Origin of the sequence: Pseudomonas sp. IT-93MI4 (assembly GCF_949767635.1) — a bacterium.
GTDB lineage: Bacteria > Pseudomonadota > Gammaproteobacteria > Pseudomonadales > Pseudomonadaceae > Aquipseudomonas > Aquipseudomonas putida_A.
On record NZ_CATKPP010000058.1, the window covers coordinates 113,710 to 131,828 of the forward strand.

Consider the following 18,119-nt stretch of genomic DNA (forward strand, 5'->3'; position numbering starts at 1 on the left):
CTTGGGCAGAACGGGGCCTGAATCAGGCCCCGCGTTGCATGACGTCGAGATCAGTCGACCAGTTTCGCTGCCAGCGCCTTGACCCGGCTCAGGTCACCCTTGGCCACTTTGGTCACACCGGTGCCGTATTCCGGATCTGCCTTATAAAGAAAGGACAGGATGATGTGCTTGCTCTCGTCATCGGTGGTCGCCAGCGAACCGCCGAAGCTGGCGATCAGGTCCTGACGCTCCTGCTGGCTGAACGAGCGATACAGATCCCCGGCCTGTTTGAAGTTCTGCTCACGCTGAATCTTCGCCTGCTGGGTGCTGCCCGACAGTGCCAGCTGGCTGTAACGCGCGCTCTGCGGCTCTTCACGCGGTTGCAGGCGGCTTGGCTGATAGTTCACGCCAGACGCCGTGGCACCGAAGTTCATCGCACCGTCCTGATTGCCATTGTTGACCGCAACTTTTGGCGCATTGATCGGAAGTTGCAGGCCGTTTGCACCCAGGCGATACATCTGCGTATCGGCATAAGAAAACACTCGACCTTGCAACAGACGATCTTCTGAAGGTTCGATACCCGGCACAACATTGGCCGGGGCCATGGCAACTTGTTCGGTTTCCTGGAACACATTGGCCGGATTACGGTTCAACACCATTTGTCCAACTTTTCGCTCAGGAACATTCGGCCAGATCTTGGTAGCGTCCAATGGATCGAAATCAAACTTGGACAAATCTTGCGGATTCAGCACTTGGATGTACAAGTCCCATTTCGGGAAATCACCCTTATTGATATGACTGACCAGATCATTAGTCATATGACTGTAATCTTTGCCCTGAACTTTCTCGACTTGTTCAGGTGTCAGGTTTTTGATGCCCTGCAAACTTTTCCAGTGGAACTTCACATAGTGCACTTCGCCTTTGGCGTTAACCAACTTGTAGGCATGCACGCCATTACCGTCCATTTCCCGATAACTGGCTGGAGTACCCGAATTGGAATACAGCTCGGTCAGCGTGCGAGTGGCTTCCGGCACGTGGGAGAAGAAGTCGAAACGACGCGAGTCATCGTCAAGGTTGGTGCGTGGATCGGGTTTGAACGCATGGACCATGTCCGGAAACTTGATCGCGTCGCGAATGAAGAAGGTCGGGAAGTTGTTGCCGACCAGGTCCCAGTTGCCATCAGCGGTGTAGAACTTGGTGGCAAAGCCCCGTGGATCGCGCAGGGTTTCCGGGGAGTGGTTACCGTGAACCACTGCGGAGAAGCGCACGAACACTGGCGTCACCTGCCCGGCAGCGAATACCTTGGCCTTGCTCAGGTCGCTGAGGTCGTTGGTCACGGTGAACGTGCCATGGGCACCGGTACCGCGGGCATGCACCACGCGTTCGGGAATGCGTTCACGGTCGAAACGCTGGAGTTTCTGGATCAGTTGCACGTCTTGCAGCAGCACCGGGCCGTTGGCGCCGGCGGTTTGCGAGTTCTGATTGTCGCCCACCGCTGCACCATTATCCCGGGTCAGGGGCGCGGCGTGCACGGAGAAGGTCAACAGGCTGGCGGTGAGTACGCCGAGCGTACGGCGATGGGGAAAAGCCCCCAGTCCAAGGGTGGAATTCATATCAGGTTCCTCTGGTTCTTTTGGGCGCATCCAGGTGCGCCAACCAGAGGCTAGAGGGCTAAGTCCGCGAACATAAATAGAAAGTTCGTAACCCGACGATTGAAAATTTTGGCTTCCCGATCAGCGTGTTACGGCGTATTTCGCGCGCGATTAGTGGCACTTTGCAAACTAATTGCAGATTTATCGGTCGATAAAAACGGGCATTGTAAGAAGGTGTTTCGCGCAGGACGCGTTTGCTGATTTACACTGCGTACACCAACCTCATCTGTAACAAGGAAATAACCTATGGGCGTGCTTAGTGAGTTCAAGGCCTTCGCGGTCAAAGGCAATGTGGTCGACATGGCCGTCGGTATCATCATCGGTGCCGCCTTTGGCAAAATTGTTTCGTCGTTTGTCGGCGACGTGATCATGCCGCCAATCGGCCTGTTGATCGGAGGGGTGGACTTCAGTGATCTGGCCATCACGCTTAAAGCCGCCGAGGGCAACGCCCCTGCCGTGGTCATGGCTTACGGTAAATTCATCCAGAGCATTCTGGACTTCGTGATCGTCGCCTTCGCGATCTTCATGGGTGTCAAAGCCATCAACCGCCTTAAACGCGAAGAAGCCGTAGCCCCTTCCCTGCCACCAGTTCCGACCAAGGAAGAAGAGTTGCTCGGTGAGATCCGCGATCTGCTCAAGGCCCAGAACAACCGGCCTTGACTGCTTGATGAATAAAGAACGGCGCCTGATGGCGCCGTTTTTTTACCAGTAGTTTTCCACCGCCACCTGTCCCGGCCGCCGCGTCAGGCTCAGGCTCATGTGGCGTTTCTTCAGCAGTGCCCGGGTGTCGTCGATCATCTGCGGATTGCCGCACAGCATGACGCGCGAGTGGTCGGGGGCCAGTTCAACGCCGGCTTCACGCTCCAGCTCGCCACTTTCAATCAGGCTGGTAATACGCCCATGCAAGGCACCAGGAACCTTTTCTCGGGTAACGGTGGGAATGAACTGCAGTTTATGGGCGTGTTCTGCCAGGTACTCACGCTCGGACAGTTCTGCAATCAACGACTGATAAGCCAGCTCTCGCGCTTCGCGCACGCTGTACACCAGAATGATCCGCTCGAATCGCTCCCACACTTCGAAGTCCTGCAGAATCGACAGAAACGGCGCAACGCCGGTTCCGGTGGATAACAGCCACAAATCCCGACCGTCGACAAACCGATCCAGCGTCAGGTAACCAAAGGCCTGGCGTTCCACCAGCAGGGTATCGCCGACCTGCAAGCGGCTCAGTTCACTGGTGAATTCGCCACCTGGCACCACGATGGAGAAGAACTCGAGAAACTCGTCGAAGGGTGAAGAGACCATCGAGTAAGCACGCCAGACCGTGCTGCCATCAGCCTTTGTCACCCCCAGGCGAGCGAATTGTCCCGCGCGAAATCTGAAGCCCGTATCGCGCGTGGTGCGCAGGGTAAACAGACTGGGGGTCAAAGGCTGCACGTCGAGCAAGGTCTGGGCAGTAAATTTATCTGCGCTGACAGTCATGGGGGCACTCCACGGAAAAGACCCTGACAGTCTCGCGCAAACTCAGAGCATAAACACCACTGCTTTTGTAGTGGTTTACCGTTCAGACCGCCCGAAAAAATGAGAATTAAACCCAAATGCCGTTAATACAGCAGTATTCAAAGTCCGATTGAATGACAGGTTAAATCCAACGCGTTATTGATGACTAATAACCTTTCCAGCAACTAACCGCCCCCTCCAAGAGCAAAAAAATTCAACGCCATTTGTAAGACTTGTCCTACACTCGGTTGCGTGCAGGATCCGATTGGATCCATAAAAAGCACCCGACGAACGACTCATGGAGAGTGAGTGATGGAAATGTGGAAGGAGTCGCAATTAAAGCAACTGACTTTCGCAAGAGAAATAGAGACCGCTTATCCGATCTTGCTGCGATTCGCTCAAAATATTGGCTTCAATTTTTGTGCCATCTCATTGACATCAAACAATCGGAACGCTGACTTAAAGACCTTGCAAATCAATAACTATCCGAAAGAGTGGAACCAACTTTATGAAAGACAAAACTACAGAAAAATCGACCCGGTAGTAGCACACTGCAGTCATTCAATGCTGCCGATTGTCTGGACCGAGGACGTGTTTTCGCAAACCTTGTCGCTGTGGGACGCGCAACAGAGGCATGGGTTGCGACACGGTTGGTCCCAGTCGTTCCACCACGAAGACAGCGGGCTGTGCAGCACCCTGAGCCTTGCCAGGAAAAACGGTCCATTAAGTCCGCTCGAGTTATACGAGCATTTTGGCTATATGTTTTACGCAACCAGCCACCTGAGTGACCTGTTCGCCAAAACCTTGCCCAAACCGGCCAAAAAGCCCGTCCCCCCACGCCTTTCACCGCGAGAACTGGAAGTGCTCAAGCTCTCGGCGCTCGGCAAGACGGCCTATGAGATTGCCAGGATCCTCTGCCTGAGCGAGCGGACGGTGAATTACCACGTGCAAAACGTGATTCTCAAACTGAACGTCTGCAACAAGATTTCTGCGGTCATTGCCGCCAAGAGTTGCGGCCTTCTCGACATGCCCGCCCACTAAAAGCTGCGAGTATTTCAACGGAAAAAAACGTACCATTTGCAACCTTCCTGAGTGATGACGTGCGCCGCACGCCGCAGTCCACTCGGATGGTTCCGCCGCGCGACGCCCTGGGCTGCGGGCCACCCGTTGAATAACCAGAGTTCTCGCCCGATGCCCTTGCTCGAAACACCCTTTGCCCAACTCGACCTGATCCGCCAGCCCGAGCAGCAGAATGAACCTCTGCAAGCGTTCGATGCGGCTGACGAATACCTGCTCAATCATCTGGCCGCGCAACAACCGGCGGCAGACACCCGGGTGTTGGTACTCAATGACAGCTTCGGAGCGCTGGCGGCGAGTCTGGCAGGCAAGGTTCAGGTCAGCAGCAGTGGCGACTCGTTTCTCGCATTCCAGGGCCTGGAAAAGAACTTGGTACGCAACGGCCTGGCATTTGATGCCGTGCGCGGGATTGCGGCCAGTGAGCCGTTGATCGGGCCGTTCGACCGGGTGCTGATCCGCGTGCCCAAGACGCTGGCATTGCTGGAAGAGCAACTGATCCGCCTGCAAGGGCTACTGGCACCCGGCGCCGAAGTGGTGGCAGCGGCCATGATCAAGCATTTGCCGCGCGCAGCCGGTGATCTGCTGGAGCGTTACATTGGCCCGGTACAGGCTTCACTGGCGGTGAAGAAAGCTCGCCTGTTGATCGCAACGCCTGAAGCCAAAGCCCCGGCGACCTCGCCCTACCCTTCGCGTTATCAACTGGACGAGCCGGCCATCGAATTGCTCAACCACGCCAACGTGTTCTGCCGTGAAGGTCTGGACATCGGCACCCGGGCCTTCCTCCCGCACCTGCCAAAAAACCTCGGCAGCGCCCGGGTCGCCGACCTTGGTTGCGGTAACGGCGTCCTGGCCATCGCCAGCGCCCTGCACAACCCCGACGCGCACTACACGCTGGTCGACGAATCGTTCATGGCCGTGCAATCGGCCGCCGAGAACTGGCGCGCCGCGCTGGGCGAGCGCGAAGTGCTCGTGCGCGCTGGCGATGGTCTGGCCGGACAGGCGCCGCAATCGCTGGATGTGGTGCTGTGCAATCCGCCGTTCCATCAACAACAGGTGGTGGGTGACTTCCTCGCCTGGCGCATGTTCCAGCAAGCCCGCGAGGCGCTGGTGGTGGGCGGTGCGTTGTACATCGTCGGCAACCGGCACCTGGGTTATCACAGCAAACTGGCGCGGCTGTTCCGTGGCGTCGAGCAAGTGGCAGCCACACCGAAATTCGTGATTCTCAAAGCCCGCAAGTAAAGCGTCAGGCAAAAAAAACCCTCCGCAATGCGGAGGGTCATAAAACCGTGCCCAAGGGCAGCGGGACGGGATGTTTCAGTGTGTGGTCAGGCCGGCCGCGTTCATGAACAGGCGCATCAGGCTGGCGGCAATGAACAGCGCGCCGACGCTACCGATCCAGATCAGGGCCAACCAGCCGAGCCGCTGCCACAGCGGCTTTTTTTCGGCTTCTTCAATCTCGTGCAGGGAATGTTTGCCGTTCATTGCATCGTTCCTCTTGGGCGATGGCGTCGCTGAGGACGCCACCGCGAGACGGCTTGCTCTCACAAGGTGAGCAGAGCGAGAGATCAGTGGTAACCGTCTTCATGGGTGACCTTGCCGCGGAACACGTAGTAGCTCCAGAAGGTGTAACCCAGGATGAACGGGATGATGAACAGCGTGCCGACCAGCATGAAGCCCTGGCTCTGCGGCGGTGCGGCGGCGTCCCAGATCGAGATCGACGGCGGCACGATGTTCGGCCACAGGCTGATGCCCAGACCGCTATAGCCGAGGAAAATCAGCACCAGGGTCAGCAAAAACGGCATGTAGTTGGCATTGCGCGCCACCGCGCGGATCAGCCCGTACAGCGTCACCAGCACCAGAATCGGCACCGGCATGAACCAGAACAGGTTCGGCATGCTGAACCAGCGTGTCGCGATCTCGGGGTGAGCCAGCGGCGTCCACAGACTGACGATGCCGATCACCGCCAACAGCACGAATGCCAGCGGCCGCGCGAGGTTGTGCATCTGCTCCTGCAACTTGCCTTCGGTCTTCATGATCAACCAGGTGCAACCGAGCAAGGCATAGGCCACCACCAGCGCGGCGCCGCAGAACAGGGTGAACGGTGTCAGCCAGTCCAGTGAACCACCGGCGTATTGCCGATTGACCACCGGCAAACCGTCGATGAAAGCCCCGAGTGCCACGCCCTGGAAGAACGTCGCCGCCACCGAGCCGCCGATGAACGCCTTGTCCCACAGGTGACGCTTGTCGTCCTTGGCCTTGAAGCGGAACTCGAACGCCACGCCGCGGAAAATCAGGCCGATCAGCATGAAGATCAACGGCAGGTACAGCGCCGACAGCACCACCGAATAGGCCAGCGGGAACGCGCCGAACAACGCCGCGCCGCCCAGTACCAGCCAGGTTTCATTGCCGTCCCAAACCGGGGCGACGGTGTTCATCATCACGTCACGGTCGGTCTTGCCCGGGATGAACGGGAAGAGAATCCCGATCCCCAGGTCGAAGCCGTCCATGACCACGTACATCATGATGCCGAAGATGATGATCACGGCCCAGATCAGCGGAAGATCAATACCCATGAGTCAAATCTCCTTTTCCAGGCTGCGCTGCGAGTCGGCGTCGGTACCTTCATCATCGGCTGCGGACAACGGCCGAGCCGGAGTGCGTTTCTGGCCAGGACCACCTTCGTTGGTTTCCTTGCCTTCGTCGGTTTTCGGCCCTTTGCGCACCAGGCGCATCATGTAGCCAAGCCCCGCACCGAACAGCGCGAAATACACCACGACGAACATGATCAGGGTGATGCTCATCTGCATGAAACTGTGATTGGACGAGGCATCCGCCGTGCGCATCAGCCCGTAGACCACCCACGGCTGCCGACCGATTTCAGTGGTGAACCAGCCAGCGAGGATCGCGATCAGGCCGGACGGCCCCATCCACAGCGCCAGATACAGGAACGGCCGCGAGGTGTAGAGCGAATCGCGCTTGCGCAGCCACAGGCTCCACAGACCGGTGAAGATCATCAGGAAGCCGAGACCGACCATGACCCGGAACGACCAGAACACAATGGTCGAGTTCGGCCGGTCTTCAGGCGGGAACTCCTTGAGTGCCGGCACTTGCTTGTCCAGCGAGTGGGTCAGGATCAGGCTGCCGAGGTACGGGATCTCTACGGCGAATTTGGTTTTCTCTTCTTTCATGTCCGGCCAGCCGAACAGGATCAACGGGGTCGCTTCGTTGCCTTTGTTTTCCCAGTGGCCTTCGATCGCGGCGATTTTCGCCGGCTGATGCTCAAGGGTGTTCAGCCCGTGGAAGTCACCGATAACCGCCTGGATTGGCGCGACGATCAGCGCCATCCACATTGCCATCGACAGCATGGTGCGGATCGCCGGGTTGTCCTTGCCGCGAAGCAGGTGCCAGGCCGCCGACGAGCCAACGAAGAACGCCGTGGCCACGAACGCGGCGGTCGCCATGTGCATCAGGCGATACGGGAACGATGGGTTGAACACGATGGCCAGCCAGTCGGTCGGGATCACCTGGCCGTTGACGATCTCGAAGCCTTGCGGCGTCTGCATCCAGCTGTTGGAAGCGAGAATCCAGAATGTCGAGATCAGCGTGCCGATCGCCACCATCACCGTGGAGAAGAAGTGCAGTTTGCGTCCGACCTTGTTCCAGCCGAACAGCATCACCCCGAGGAAACCGGCCTCAAGGAAGAATGCCGTGAGCACCTCGTAGGTCAGCAACGGTCCGGTGACGGAACCGGCAAAGTCCGAGAAACGGCTCCAGTTGGTGCCGAACTGGTAAGCCATGACCAGACCGGAGACCACACCCATGCCGAAGTTGACGGCAAAGATTTTCGACCAGAAGTGGTAGAGATCCCGGTAAGTGTCGTTATGGGTTTTCAACCACAACCCTTCAAGCACCGCCAGGTAGCTCGCCAGACCAATGGTGATGGCCGGGAACAGGATGTGGAACGAGATGGTGAACGCGAACTGAATTCGGGCGAGATCGAGTGCCTCTAAACCGAACATAAGTCTTCCTCTGTCAGGTAATACCGGCATTGGGGCTTGTGGCCCCTGCCTACTGCCCCCACGGATATGGAGTGCGGCGAATTCTGATTCGTTCTTTTTTAACAGCCATCGCAACGCAGGGAGTCTGGCCAACGGGCCACCAGAGCATGGCCCGGGAGGGTCTTGATCTGGATCAAGCAACGTTAAAAGAGTAGTCCCATTTCCGACGAAGAACGGCGTGGTCGTTTGCCGCGTGACAAGTTGCCTCATTGCCTGGGCAACGTTCTGAAATACATCCCCAGAGCGGCACGACCTGTAGTGAGGGGATTCATCCCCGATGGGCGGCGAAGCAGCCCCACAGACATCCTGCCTTTTGGTGCATCGTCAATTTTTTACGACTGCTGCGCAGCCGATCGGGGATAAATCTCCTCACCACATTGAGATGAGGTATGCCAGGGAGCGATAGATGTCTGGCTAACTAAATTTTTTGTCATAGCAACTTCCTGTTACAGACTGGTGATAACCTCGACGTTCCCCTTCGAGCCAGACCTGCCTTCAGATGCCCAGCCAAGAGCCCCTGCTGTTACGTCACCATCGTCCTTTTCTTGCGTTCTGGTTCGCCCGGATCTTTACCGCCAGTGGCTTTCAGATGCTTACCGTGGCGATCGGCTGGAATCTGTATCAACTCACCGGCAACGTGCTCGACCTGGGGCTGGTCGGGCTGGTGGAATTCGCACCACGGGTGCTGTTCATGCTGCACACCGGGCATGTCGCCGACCGCTATGACCGACGCCGGGTCGCGGCGATCTGTCAGTCGTTGCAGGCGTTGATTGCCCTGGCACTGGCCATCGGCAGTGCGACCGACCACGTCACCCGGGAAATGATCTTTATCCTCGCCTTCCTGCTCGGTGCGGCGCGCTCCTTCGAGATGCCGACGACCCAGGCGCTGCTGCCAAGTATCGTGCCCAGCGCCCTGTTTCCACGGGCGGTCGCCGCAGCGCAGTCGGCTCAACAGTCAGCCACCATTGTCGCTCCTGCCCTCGGTGGCTTGCTTTACGCGTTTGGCAGTGTCTGGGTCTACGGCCCGACGGTGTTGCTCTATGTCATCGCCTGCACCTTGATGCTCAACCTGCCCGCACGACAGACGCCGCTGAACAAAGGCAAAGCCACACTGGATTCGTTGTTGGCAGGCATCCGCTTCATTCGCAGCCGCCCGGACATCCTCGGGGCGATCTCGCTGGATCTGTTCGCGGTGTTGCTCGGTGGCGCCACCGCGTTGCTGCCGGTGTTCGCCAAGGACATCCTGCTCACCGGGCCTTGGGGCCTGGGGCTGCTGCGTTCGGCGCCGGCGGTTGGCGCGTTGGGGATGTCACTGTTCCTCGCCCGGTTCTCCGTCGAACGCAACGTTGGCCGGGTGATGTTCACCGCCGTTGGCGTGTTCGGCGTCGCAACCATCGCCTTCGGTCTGTCGACCTCGTTCTGGTTCTCGCTGGCGGTGCTGGTGGTGCTCGGCGCGGCGGACATGATCAGCATGGTGATCCGCGCCTCCTTTGTGCAACTGGAAACCCCGGACGAAATGCGCGGCCGGGTCAGCGCGGTGAACGGCCTGTTCATCGGCGCCTCGAACCAGTTGGGCGAATTCGAATCCGGCCTCACCGCGCACTGGTTCGGCACCGTCCCGGCGGTGGTGATGGGCGGGATCGGCACGCTGGTGGTCACCGGAACGTGGATCAAACTGTTCCCGACCCTGGCCAACCGCGACCGGATGCATGTGCCGGTGGAAGAGGCGAAGGTCTGACTCTCGTCACACCAGCATCTCCCCCGCCACTTTCGCCCGTAACGCCTTGCCACCAAGCTGCTCCACCAGCGTCAGGGCAAACGCCAGTGCGCCACCGGAGCCTTGGGCGGTGATGCAATTGCCGTCGACCACCACCGGTTGATCAACAAACGTACAGCCCGACAATTGATGACTGGCACTCGGCAGGCAGGTCATGCGCCGTTGGCGTAATACGCCTGAGGCTTGCAGGGCAATGGCCGGGGCTTCGCCGATGGCGGCGAACAGGCGGCCGGCGCTGGCCTGGTCCTTGAGCAATTGCTGCAGCGGCTGATGCGCCGCGAGATGTTGGGCGCCGACGGCACCACCGGGCAGGACGATCAGGTCGAAGGTCTGCGCCAATACATCAACCAGCATGCCGTCCGCTGTCAGGCGCGTACCGCGCGCGCAGGTCAGCATGCGCCGGCCTTCGATGCTGGCCGCCACGACTTCGACGCCGGCGCGGCGCAGCACGTCGATCAGGGTCACGCTTTGCAGATCATCAATGCCCTCGGCGAGGGTAATCAGGGCTCTAAAGGTCATGGGCGCTATCCGCTGGGTGATCTTTCAAGCGTAGTCAGCTTTGCCTTGCCCTGTTCGATGACAGCCGTTACTTGATGTAAAGCTGGGCCGACAGGGTGTTGCGTGGCGCGTTGATCGAGGTGTTACTGAAGGTGAAGGTGCCTTCCTGCTTGCCCGCCAGATCAAAGGTATACAGTGAGCCGACGGTGTTGCTGCCAGGCTTGCACTCAGTCAGGTTGCCGTTATCAAAGGCGCACACCGGCGCCCGGGTGCCGTTGACTTCAAAACCATCGAGCGTGGCATGCGGCTGGTTCTGGCCATAGCCGATTTCCAGCACGAACACCTTGATGCTCGGGCCGCTGTGATCGCATTGGGTTTGCGGCTGGTTATCGCCGATGTCTTCCAGACCACAGGCCGGCGATTGAACCTTGATCACCTTCACTTCAGTCAACGGTGGCGCCGAAGCTGCCAGCGCCGCCGTCGACCCGGCCATCAGCCCGGCCACTACCCCGAAAGCCTTTATCCAGCGCTTGCCCATGTGATCACGTTTCCCCGAAAAATTCAGCGCGCAGTATGGCGCAGTTGGCCTTGTGGCAAAACTTCGACGACGTTCGGCACCAACAACCGCCATATTCCTCACGCTGCTGGTATGATGCGCGGCTTTTTCCGGCCCACCACAAAATCCCAGGCGCTTGCGACGGTCTGTGCTTTGCTGTTGAGGTCGATACATTCACGGCGCCGCGCGCGCCACGGGGAGCAGACATGCTGGAAAGGCTGTTTCAACTCAAGGCACACAACACCAACGTGCGTACCGAGATTCTGGCGGGCGTCACGACCTTCCTGGCCATGGCCTACATTCTGTTCGTCAACCCGAGCATCCTCGGCGAGACCGGCATGGACAAGGGCGCGGTGTTCGTCGCCACCTGTCTGGCAGCCGCCATCGGCTCGACCATCATGGGCCTGATCGCCAACTACCCGATCGCCCTCGCCCCGGGCATGGGCCTGAACGCCTTCTTCACTTACACCGTGGTCCTGCACATGGGCCACACCTGGCAAGTGGCGCTGGGCGCGGTGTTCATCTCGGCAGTGTGCTTCTTCCTGCTGTCGATCTTCCGCATCCGCGAATGGATCATCAACAGCATCCCGCTGCCGCTGCGCTCGGCGATTGCCGCCGGTATCGGCCTGTTCCTGGCGCTGATCGCCCTGCACAACGCGGGCATCGTGGTCAGCAACCCGGCGACCATGGTCGGCCTCGGTGACCTGAAAGCCCCCGCGCCGATCCTCGCCACCCTCGGCTTCGCCCTGATCGTCGCCCTCGAAGCGCTGAAAGTGCGCGGCGCAGTGCTGATCGGCATTCTGGCAGTGACCATCATTTCCATCGCCATGGGCTTCACCCCGTTCGGCGGCGTGACCTCGATGCCACCTTCGCTGGCCCCGACCTTCATGCAACTGGACATCAAGGGCGCGCTGGACATCGGTCTGGTCAGCGTGATCTTCGCCTTCCTGTTCGTCGACCTGTTCGACAACTCCGGCACCCTGATCGGCGTCGCCAAACGCGCCGGACTGATGGGCAAGGACGGCCACATGCCGAAAATGGGCCGGGCACTGATCGCCGACAGCACCGCGGCGATGGCCGGCTCGCTGCTGGGTACTTCGACCACCACCAGCTACATCGAATCCGCGGCCGGCGTGAGTGCTGGTGGCCGTACCGGGCTGACGGCGATCGTCGTGGCGATCCTGTTTCTGCTGGCGCTGTTCTTCTCGCCACTGGCGGCCAGCGTTCCGGCGTTCGCCACCGCTCCGGCGCTGCTGTTCGTCGCCGTGCTGATGACTTCCGGTCTGGCGGAAATAGACTGGGAAGACATCACCGTCGCCGCACCGGTCGTGGTCACCGCGCTGGCCATGCCGTTCACCTACTCGATCGCCAACGGCATCGCCTTCGGTTTCATCTCCTGGACCGTGATCAAGCTGCTGTCGGGCCGCGCCCGTGAGCTGAACCCGGCGCTGGTGATTCTGTCGATTCTGTTTGTGATCAAGTTGGGTTGGTTCAACGCATGACTTTCGATTCCCAGGCCTACGCCACTCAGCTCGAAGACAAGGTCACGCGTTTGCGTGACCTGCTGGCCCCGTTCGATGCACCAGAGCCGACCGTGTTCGACTCGCCGCTGCAGAACTTCCGCCTGCGCGCGGAATTTCGCCTGTGGCGCGAGGCCGGTGAGCGGCACTACGCGATGTTTTCCCAGGACGACAAACGCACGCCGATCCTGATCGAAGAGTTCCCGATTGCCAGCCTGCGCATCAACCAGTTGATGCCGCAGCTCAAGGCGGCATGGCAGGCCAGTTCGGCGCTGAGCCACAAGCTGTTCCAGGTGGAGTTCCTGACCACGTTGGCCGGCGATGCGATGATCACCCTGTGCTATCACCGTCCGCTGGACGAGCACTGGCATGCGGCCGCGTCGAAGTTGGCGGCTGATCTCAACGTCAGCGTCATCGGGCGTTCCAAGGGCAAGCGCGAAGTCATCGGCCACGATTACGTGGTGGAGCAACTTGAGGTCGGCGGCCGCACGTTCAGCTATCGCCAGCCGGAAGGCGCGTTCACCCAGCCCAACGGCACGGTGAACCAGAAGATGCTCAACTGGGCGTACGAAGCACTGGGTGATCGTCCTGACGATCTGCTGGAGCTGTACTGCGGCAACGGCAACTTCACCCTGCCGCTCGCCACCCGCGTGCGCAAAGTACTGGCCACCGAAATCAGCAAGACCTCGGTCAACGCCGCACTGAGCAACCTCAGCGAAAACGCTGTGGATAACGTCACGCTGGTGCGCCTGTCCGCCGAAGAGCTGACCGAAGCGCTTAACGAAGTGCGCCCGTTCCGTCGCCTGCAAGGCATCGACCTGAAGAGCTACGAGTTCGGCAGCGTGTTCGTCGACCCGCCGCGCGCCGGCATGGACCCGGACACCTGCGAGCTGACCCGGCGCTTCGACAACATCCTGTACATCTCCTGCAACCCGGAAACCCTCGCGGCCAACATCGCCCAACTGCACAACACGCACCGCATCACCCGCTGCGCGATGTTCGACCAGTTCCCGTGGACGCATCACATGGAGTCCGGGGTGTTGCTGACCCGGCGTTGATGGCGAATGCCGAATACAAAAAAAGCCGTCGTGATTGACGGCTTTTTTGTGGGTGCAGTTTCTTGATCTGTGCGATCACCGAACATAAAACGTCGGACGCAACGCCGTTCAATTGACCATGGTAACCATCTGGTACATTTTACCTCCACAGGCTGAAACCTTCGGCCCAAGCCAAAAACAATAAGTGGAGTTTGCCCCCATGCCCCCTATCGTTCTGGTGCTCAACGGCCCGAACCTGAACTTGCTCGGCACTCGTGAACCGGCAACCTACGGTCACGAAACCCTGGCTGATATTTCTGCTCTGTGCGGCCGCGCTGCCGAAGAATTCGGCCTGGCCGTGGAGTTTCGCCAGACCAATCACGAAGGCGAATTGCTCGACTGGATTCATGCGGCACGCGGCCGCTGCGCCGGGATCGTGATCAACCCGGCGGCGTGGACGCACACCTCGGTGGCAATCCGCGACGCGCTGGTGGCCAGTGAGTTGCCGGTGATCGAAGTGCACCTGTCCAACGTGCATGCGCGTGAGCCGTTCCGCCACCACTCGTTCGTCTCGGCCATCGCCACGGCGGTGATGTGCGGCTTCGGCAGCCATGGCTATCGCCTGGCCCTGGAGCATTTCAGTCAGCGACTGAAGGGGCGCGCAGCATGACCCGTAAACCGGTAATACTGGCTGGCCTGATCGGTGCGGGTATTCAAGCCTCGCGGACGCCAGCACTGCATGAACATGAGGGCGACGCCCAAGGCTTGCGCTACCTGTATCGGCTGATCGACCTCGATCAGTTGCAACTCGACAGCAACGCCCTGCCCGACTTGCTGCAGGCCGCCGAGCGGATGAACTACACCGGTCTGAACATCACTTTCCCGTGCAAGCAGGCGATCATCTCGCTGCTCGACGAACTGTCCCCGGAAGCCCGGGGCATTGGCGCGGTCAACACCGTGGTGCTCAAGGACGGCAAACGCATCGGCCACAACACTGATTGCCTGGGTTTTGCCGAAGGTTTTCGCCGAGGCCTGAAGGACGCTGCGCGTGAACGTGTCGTCCAGATGGGCGCCGGCGGTGCGGGAGCGGCGGTGGCCCACGCGTTGTTGAGCGAAGGCGTACAGCAGCTGAGTATTTTCGATGTCGACCGCGAGCGCGCCGAGAGTCTGGCGAACAACCTCAACCACCATTTCGGCGTCGGTCGCGCCGTCGCCGGACGTGATCTGCCGGGCACGCTGAATCAGGCCGATGGTCTGGTGAACACCACGCCGATGGGCATGGCCAAACTGCCGGGCATGCCGGTGCCGGTGGAGTTGCTGCGCAAGGAATTGTGGGTCGCGGAGATCGTTTACTTCCCGCTGGAAACCGAACTGCTGCGCAACGCCCGCGTGCTGGGTTGCCGCACGCTGGACGGCGGCAACATGGCGGTGTTTCAAGCGGTGAAGGCGTTTGAATTGTTCAGCGGCGTGGTGCCGGACGCACAGCGGATGCTGGCGCATTTTCAAAGCATGAATGGCTGAAGCTCAAAAGGAACCTGTGGGAGCGGGCTTGCTCGCGAAAGCGGTGTGTCAGGCGCCAGATGTATAGGCTGACATGCCGCCTTCGCGAGCAAGCCCGCTCCCACAATGGGTAGGTGTCACGGCTGCAAGTAGCGCAACACCGACTCGCAGATCATCTCGCGATGACGCTGCTTGATGCTTTCGTCCGGCAGGTCGATCTGAAAGATCTCACCGAACGTATGGCGGTTCGAGACGCGATAGAAGCAGAACGAGCTGATCAACAGGTGCACATCCAGCGCGTCCAGCCCGGCGCGGAAGACACCCTCCTCGGCACCGCGACGCAAAATCTCGCCCAGTGAATCGAGGATCGTATTGTTCATCGCCTTGATCGTGTCCGAACGCTTCACGAACTCGGCGTTGTGAATATTTTCGATACAGACGATGCGCACGAAATCGACGTTGCGGTCGTGGTGATCAAAGGTGAACTCCACCAGTCGGCGGATCGCCACCACCGGCGGCAACTCGGCCAGGTGCAGGCGGTTTTCGGTGCTGCGGATGTCGCCGTAAAGCTTCTCCAGCACCTCGACGTACAACTGCTCCTTACTGCCGAAGTAGTAATAGATCATGCGTTTGGAGGTGTGGATACGCTCGGCGATCGCGTCGACGCGGGCGCCGGACAAGCCCTGCTGGACGAACTCGACGATCGCCTCCTGCAGGATGTTCTCGCGGGTTTTTTCCGGGTTGTTCTTGCGACTCTTGCGCGGCTCGATACCGGATTCGACGGGAGCAGCGGGGAGTTCTGAAGTCATTGTCATTGCGGGCTCACGGCCATCACTGCACAGGTTGGCGATTATGGGCCGCGCTGCACAGTGAAGGAAGCCACGCGGCTCGTGTTTAATCCCGCGTTTACGAAATTCCTACAACTTCGCCTGACGCACGGCGCCGCTGCGTGATTTGGCCATCGCCGCCAGACGGACCGCAACGTTCGCCGCACCATAACCGGCATAGCCGTTTTTACGCTGGATGATCTCGAAGAAGAAGCGCCCCTCGAACGGCTCGGTGTACACGTGGAACAACTCGCCGCCCTGCGCGTCGCGGTCGTAGAGCACGTTGTAGTACGCCAGCTCGCTGAGGAACTCGTCGTCGAAATCGAAGCGCGCGGCGAGGTCGTCGTAATAGTTGAGCGGGATATCCAGCAACGGCACACCAGCTTCTTTGGCGCGGCTGACTTCGGCGAAGATGTCATCACAATCGAAGGCGATGTGATGCACACCGGAGCCGCGATAACTCGACAGCGCGTGGGAGATCGCGGTGTTGCGATTCTCGGAGATGTTCAGCGGTAGACGGATCGAGCTGTCGCGGCTGCGCAACGCCCGGCTTTTCACCAGACCGTACGGATCGGGCAGCACCACTTCATCGTCGGCCTCGAAATCCAGCAGGCTCTTGTAAAACAGCACCCAACTGTCGAGGCTGTCGGCCGGCAGCGCCATGGCCATGTGATCAATGCGCTTGAGGCCGCCACGGGCCTGTGCGTTCGGCAGCAGATTGAAGTCAGTGCCATAAACGTCCGCCGCCTCATCCACCAGATAAATCAGGCTGCCGTCCGGCGCACGCACTGCGGCCAGTTCCAGTTCGTTGGGGCCGACCAGTCCGCGATAGGGCTGGCCCTTGTAGGCAACGGCACGGGCCAAGGCGCTGGCGCTGTCCTTGACCCGCACAGCGGTGGCACACAGCGACGGGCCGTGGGCCTCGAAAAAACTGTGGCCGAACGAATACGGTTCGGCGTTGAGGATCAGGTTGATATCGCCTTGGCGCAACAGGCTCACGCTCTTGGAGCGGTGCTGCCCGGCCTTGACGAAGCCCAGGCGCTCCAGCCAGTTGCTCAGTTTGGCGCCGAGGCTTTCGTCGACGGCGAACTCAAGAAACTCGATGCCGTTGTACTCGCTGGCCGGCGGCGTTTCGAAGAGGATGTCGCGGTTGGCCACCGGCGTTGTTTGCTGTTCCAGGCGCTGACGGGTTTTCTCTTCCAGATACAGCAGCGAACGCAGACCATCGGCGGCATTCGCCCGTGGTGGTGCGGCGCGGAAGCCATCGTTGAAAATTTCCAGCGACAACGGCCCGGTGTAACCGCTCTGGATGATTGGCGCGAGGAACCCCGGCAGATCGAATTCGCCCTGCCCCGGGAAACAGCGGAAATGCCGGCTCCACTCCAGGACGTCCATGGCGAGGATCGGCGCATCGGCCATTTGCACGAAGAAGATCTTGTCGCCTGGAATGTCGGCAATCGCGCTTGGATCGCCTTTCAACGACAAGGTGTGAAAGCTGTCGAGCAGCACGCCGAGCGCCGGGTGATCGGCCTGGCGCACGATGTCCCAGACCTGTTGATAAGTATTGACGTGACGGCCCCAGGCCAGCGCTTCATAGCCGATGCGCAGCCCGCGAGCGCCAGCACGTTCGGCCAGCAGCCGCAGGTCATCGACCAGAATCTGCCGGTCGCCGACGCTGTCCGCCGAGGCGTTGCTGCAGACCAGCACCAGATCGGTGCCCAGTTCCTGCATCAGGTCGAATTTGCGCTCGGCCCGCTCCAGATTGCGCGCCAGACGATCACGGCGGCAGCCTTCAAAATCGCGGAACGGCTGGAATAGCGTGATGGCGATCCCCAGGTCAGCACACATCTGCCTGATTTCCCGCGGGCTGCCGTCGTAATACAGAAGATCGTTTTCGAAGATCTCGACGCCGTCGAACCCGGCGGCGGCAATGGCTTCGAGCTTTTCCGGCAGGGTGCCGCTCAGGGAAACGGTGGCAATGGAACGCTGCATGTTTCTACTCCCGATGGGGATCGTCTTGTCACGCGTCCCTGTAGGAGCTGCCGAAGGCTGCGATCCTTTGATCTTCACAAACAAAGATCGCAGCCTTCGGCATCTCCTACAGAGGTACGTTTTTTATCGTGAGGAAATTATTGGCTGCA

The 18,119-nt window shown here is 59.8% G+C and carries 17 protein-coding genes; 8 read left to right on the forward strand and 9 right to left on the reverse strand.

The window, feature by feature from the left end; genetic code table 11:
• Positions 1–50: 50 nt before the first annotated feature.
• Positions 51–1,592: a catalase KatB gene (gene katB, locus ACM6I7_RS26585; protein WP_115988853.1), complete on the reverse strand. Its 1,542-nt coding sequence runs from the start codon at positions 1,590–1,592 to the stop codon at positions 51–53.
• A gap of 285 nt (positions 1,593–1,877) precedes the next feature.
• Here katB and mscL point away from each other — a divergent pair, with 285 nt between their 5' ends.
• Positions 1,878–2,291 carry a large-conductance mechanosensitive channel protein MscL gene (mscL, locus tag ACM6I7_RS26590; RefSeq protein ID WP_027612841.1) on the forward strand — a complete coding sequence of 138 codons (414 nt, stop codon included), beginning with the start codon at positions 1,878–1,880 and terminating at the stop codon, positions 2,289–2,291.
• A gap of 42 nt (positions 2,292–2,333) precedes the next feature.
• Here mscL and ACM6I7_RS26595 read toward each other — a convergent pair whose 3' ends face one another.
• Positions 2,334–3,110, reverse strand: coding sequence for a ferredoxin--NADP reductase (locus ACM6I7_RS26595; RefSeq protein WP_414889561.1), 777 nt, complete (start codon positions 3,108–3,110; stop codon positions 2,334–2,336).
• Between the two features lie 330 nt (positions 3,111–3,440).
• Here ACM6I7_RS26595 and ACM6I7_RS26600 point away from each other — a divergent pair, with 330 nt between their 5' ends.
• Entirely contained in the window at positions 3,441–4,169 is a 729-nt protein-coding gene (locus ACM6I7_RS26600) for a helix-turn-helix transcriptional regulator (RefSeq protein ID WP_027612843.1), read from the forward strand.
• Between the two features lie 150 nt (positions 4,170–4,319).
• Positions 4,320–5,444 carry a methyltransferase gene (locus ACM6I7_RS26605; RefSeq protein WP_183784163.1) on the forward strand — a complete coding sequence of 375 codons (1,125 nt, stop codon included), beginning with the start codon at positions 4,320–4,322 and terminating at the stop codon, positions 5,442–5,444.
• Between the two features lie 75 nt (positions 5,445–5,519).
• Here ACM6I7_RS26605 and ACM6I7_RS26610 read toward each other — a convergent pair whose 3' ends face one another.
• The 3 genes from ACM6I7_RS26610 to ACM6I7_RS26620 form a co-directional block, all read right to left on the reverse strand.
• Positions 5,520–5,687 (reverse strand): DUF2474 domain-containing protein, encoded by a 168-nt coding sequence (locus ACM6I7_RS26610; protein WP_007963754.1) that lies wholly within the window; start codon positions 5,685–5,687, stop codon positions 5,520–5,522.
• A gap of 83 nt (positions 5,688–5,770) precedes the next feature.
• The gene (gene cydB / locus ACM6I7_RS26615; protein ID WP_007963753.1) at positions 5,771–6,778 is read right to left on the reverse strand and encodes a cytochrome d ubiquinol oxidase subunit II; all 1,008 of its coding nucleotides are present in this window, start codon (positions 6,776–6,778) and stop codon (positions 5,771–5,773) included.
• A gap of 3 nt (positions 6,779–6,781) precedes the next feature.
• Entirely contained in the window at positions 6,782–8,224 is a 1,443-nt protein-coding gene (locus tag ACM6I7_RS26620) for a cytochrome ubiquinol oxidase subunit I (protein WP_027612845.1), read from the reverse strand.
• A gap of 538 nt (positions 8,225–8,762) precedes the next feature.
• On the opposite strand from ACM6I7_RS26620, the gene ACM6I7_RS26625 reads away from it, so the two are divergent.
• Positions 8,763–10,001 (forward strand): MFS transporter, encoded by a 1,239-nt coding sequence (locus ACM6I7_RS26625; RefSeq protein WP_258676111.1) that lies wholly within the window; start codon positions 8,763–8,765, stop codon positions 9,999–10,001.
• A 6-nt stretch (positions 10,002–10,007) separates the two neighbouring features.
• Here ACM6I7_RS26625 and ACM6I7_RS26630 read toward each other — a convergent pair whose 3' ends face one another.
• Both ACM6I7_RS26630 and ACM6I7_RS26635 read right to left on the reverse strand, forming a co-directional pair.
• On the reverse strand, positions 10,008–10,559 hold the full coding sequence (locus tag ACM6I7_RS26630; protein WP_330207136.1) for a DJ-1 family glyoxalase III: 552 nt from the start codon (positions 10,557–10,559) through the stop codon (positions 10,008–10,010).
• 67 nt (positions 10,560–10,626) lie between these two features.
• The gene (locus ACM6I7_RS26635) at positions 10,627–11,076 is read right to left on the reverse strand and encodes a DUF4879 domain-containing protein (protein ID WP_097089283.1); all 450 of its coding nucleotides are present in this window, start codon (positions 11,074–11,076) and stop codon (positions 10,627–10,629) included.
• 224 nt (positions 11,077–11,300) lie between these two features.
• On the opposite strand from ACM6I7_RS26635, the gene ACM6I7_RS26640 reads away from it, so the two are divergent.
• The 4 genes from ACM6I7_RS26640 (at position 11,301) to ACM6I7_RS26655 (ending at position 15,172) form a co-directional block, all read left to right on the forward strand.
• Positions 11,301–12,596 carry an NCS2 family permease gene (locus ACM6I7_RS26640; protein ID WP_007963748.1) on the forward strand — a complete coding sequence of 432 codons (1,296 nt, stop codon included), beginning with the start codon at positions 11,301–11,303 and terminating at the stop codon, positions 12,594–12,596.
• Entirely contained in the window at positions 12,593–13,672 is a 1,080-nt protein-coding gene (trmA, locus tag ACM6I7_RS26645) for a tRNA (uridine(54)-C5)-methyltransferase TrmA (RefSeq protein WP_414889562.1), read from the forward strand. The genes ACM6I7_RS26640 and trmA overlap by 4 nt, the downstream gene beginning before the upstream one ends.
• Before the next feature lie 199 nt (positions 13,673–13,871).
• The gene (aroQ, locus tag ACM6I7_RS26650; protein WP_025108744.1) at positions 13,872–14,321 is read left to right on the forward strand and encodes a type II 3-dehydroquinate dehydratase; all 450 of its coding nucleotides are present in this window, start codon (positions 13,872–13,874) and stop codon (positions 14,319–14,321) included.
• Complete coding sequence (locus ACM6I7_RS26655) at positions 14,318–15,172, forward strand: shikimate dehydrogenase (RefSeq protein WP_414889563.1); 855 nt, start codon at positions 14,318–14,320, stop codon at positions 15,170–15,172. Before aroQ ends, ACM6I7_RS26655 begins: the two co-directional genes overlap by 4 nt.
• Before the next feature lie 116 nt (positions 15,173–15,288).
• Here ACM6I7_RS26655 and ACM6I7_RS26660 read toward each other — a convergent pair whose 3' ends face one another.
• A complete protein-coding gene (locus ACM6I7_RS26660; RefSeq protein ID WP_027612854.1) occupies positions 15,289–15,966 on the reverse strand; it encodes a TetR family transcriptional regulator in 678 nt (225 codons plus the stop codon).
• A gap of 102 nt (positions 15,967–16,068) precedes the next feature.
• Positions 16,069–17,970 (reverse strand): 3-dehydroshikimate dehydratase QuiC, encoded by a 1,902-nt coding sequence (gene quiC, locus ACM6I7_RS26665; RefSeq protein ID WP_134787380.1) that lies wholly within the window; start codon positions 17,968–17,970, stop codon positions 16,069–16,071.
• Between the last annotated feature and the right edge of the window lie 149 nt (positions 17,971–18,119).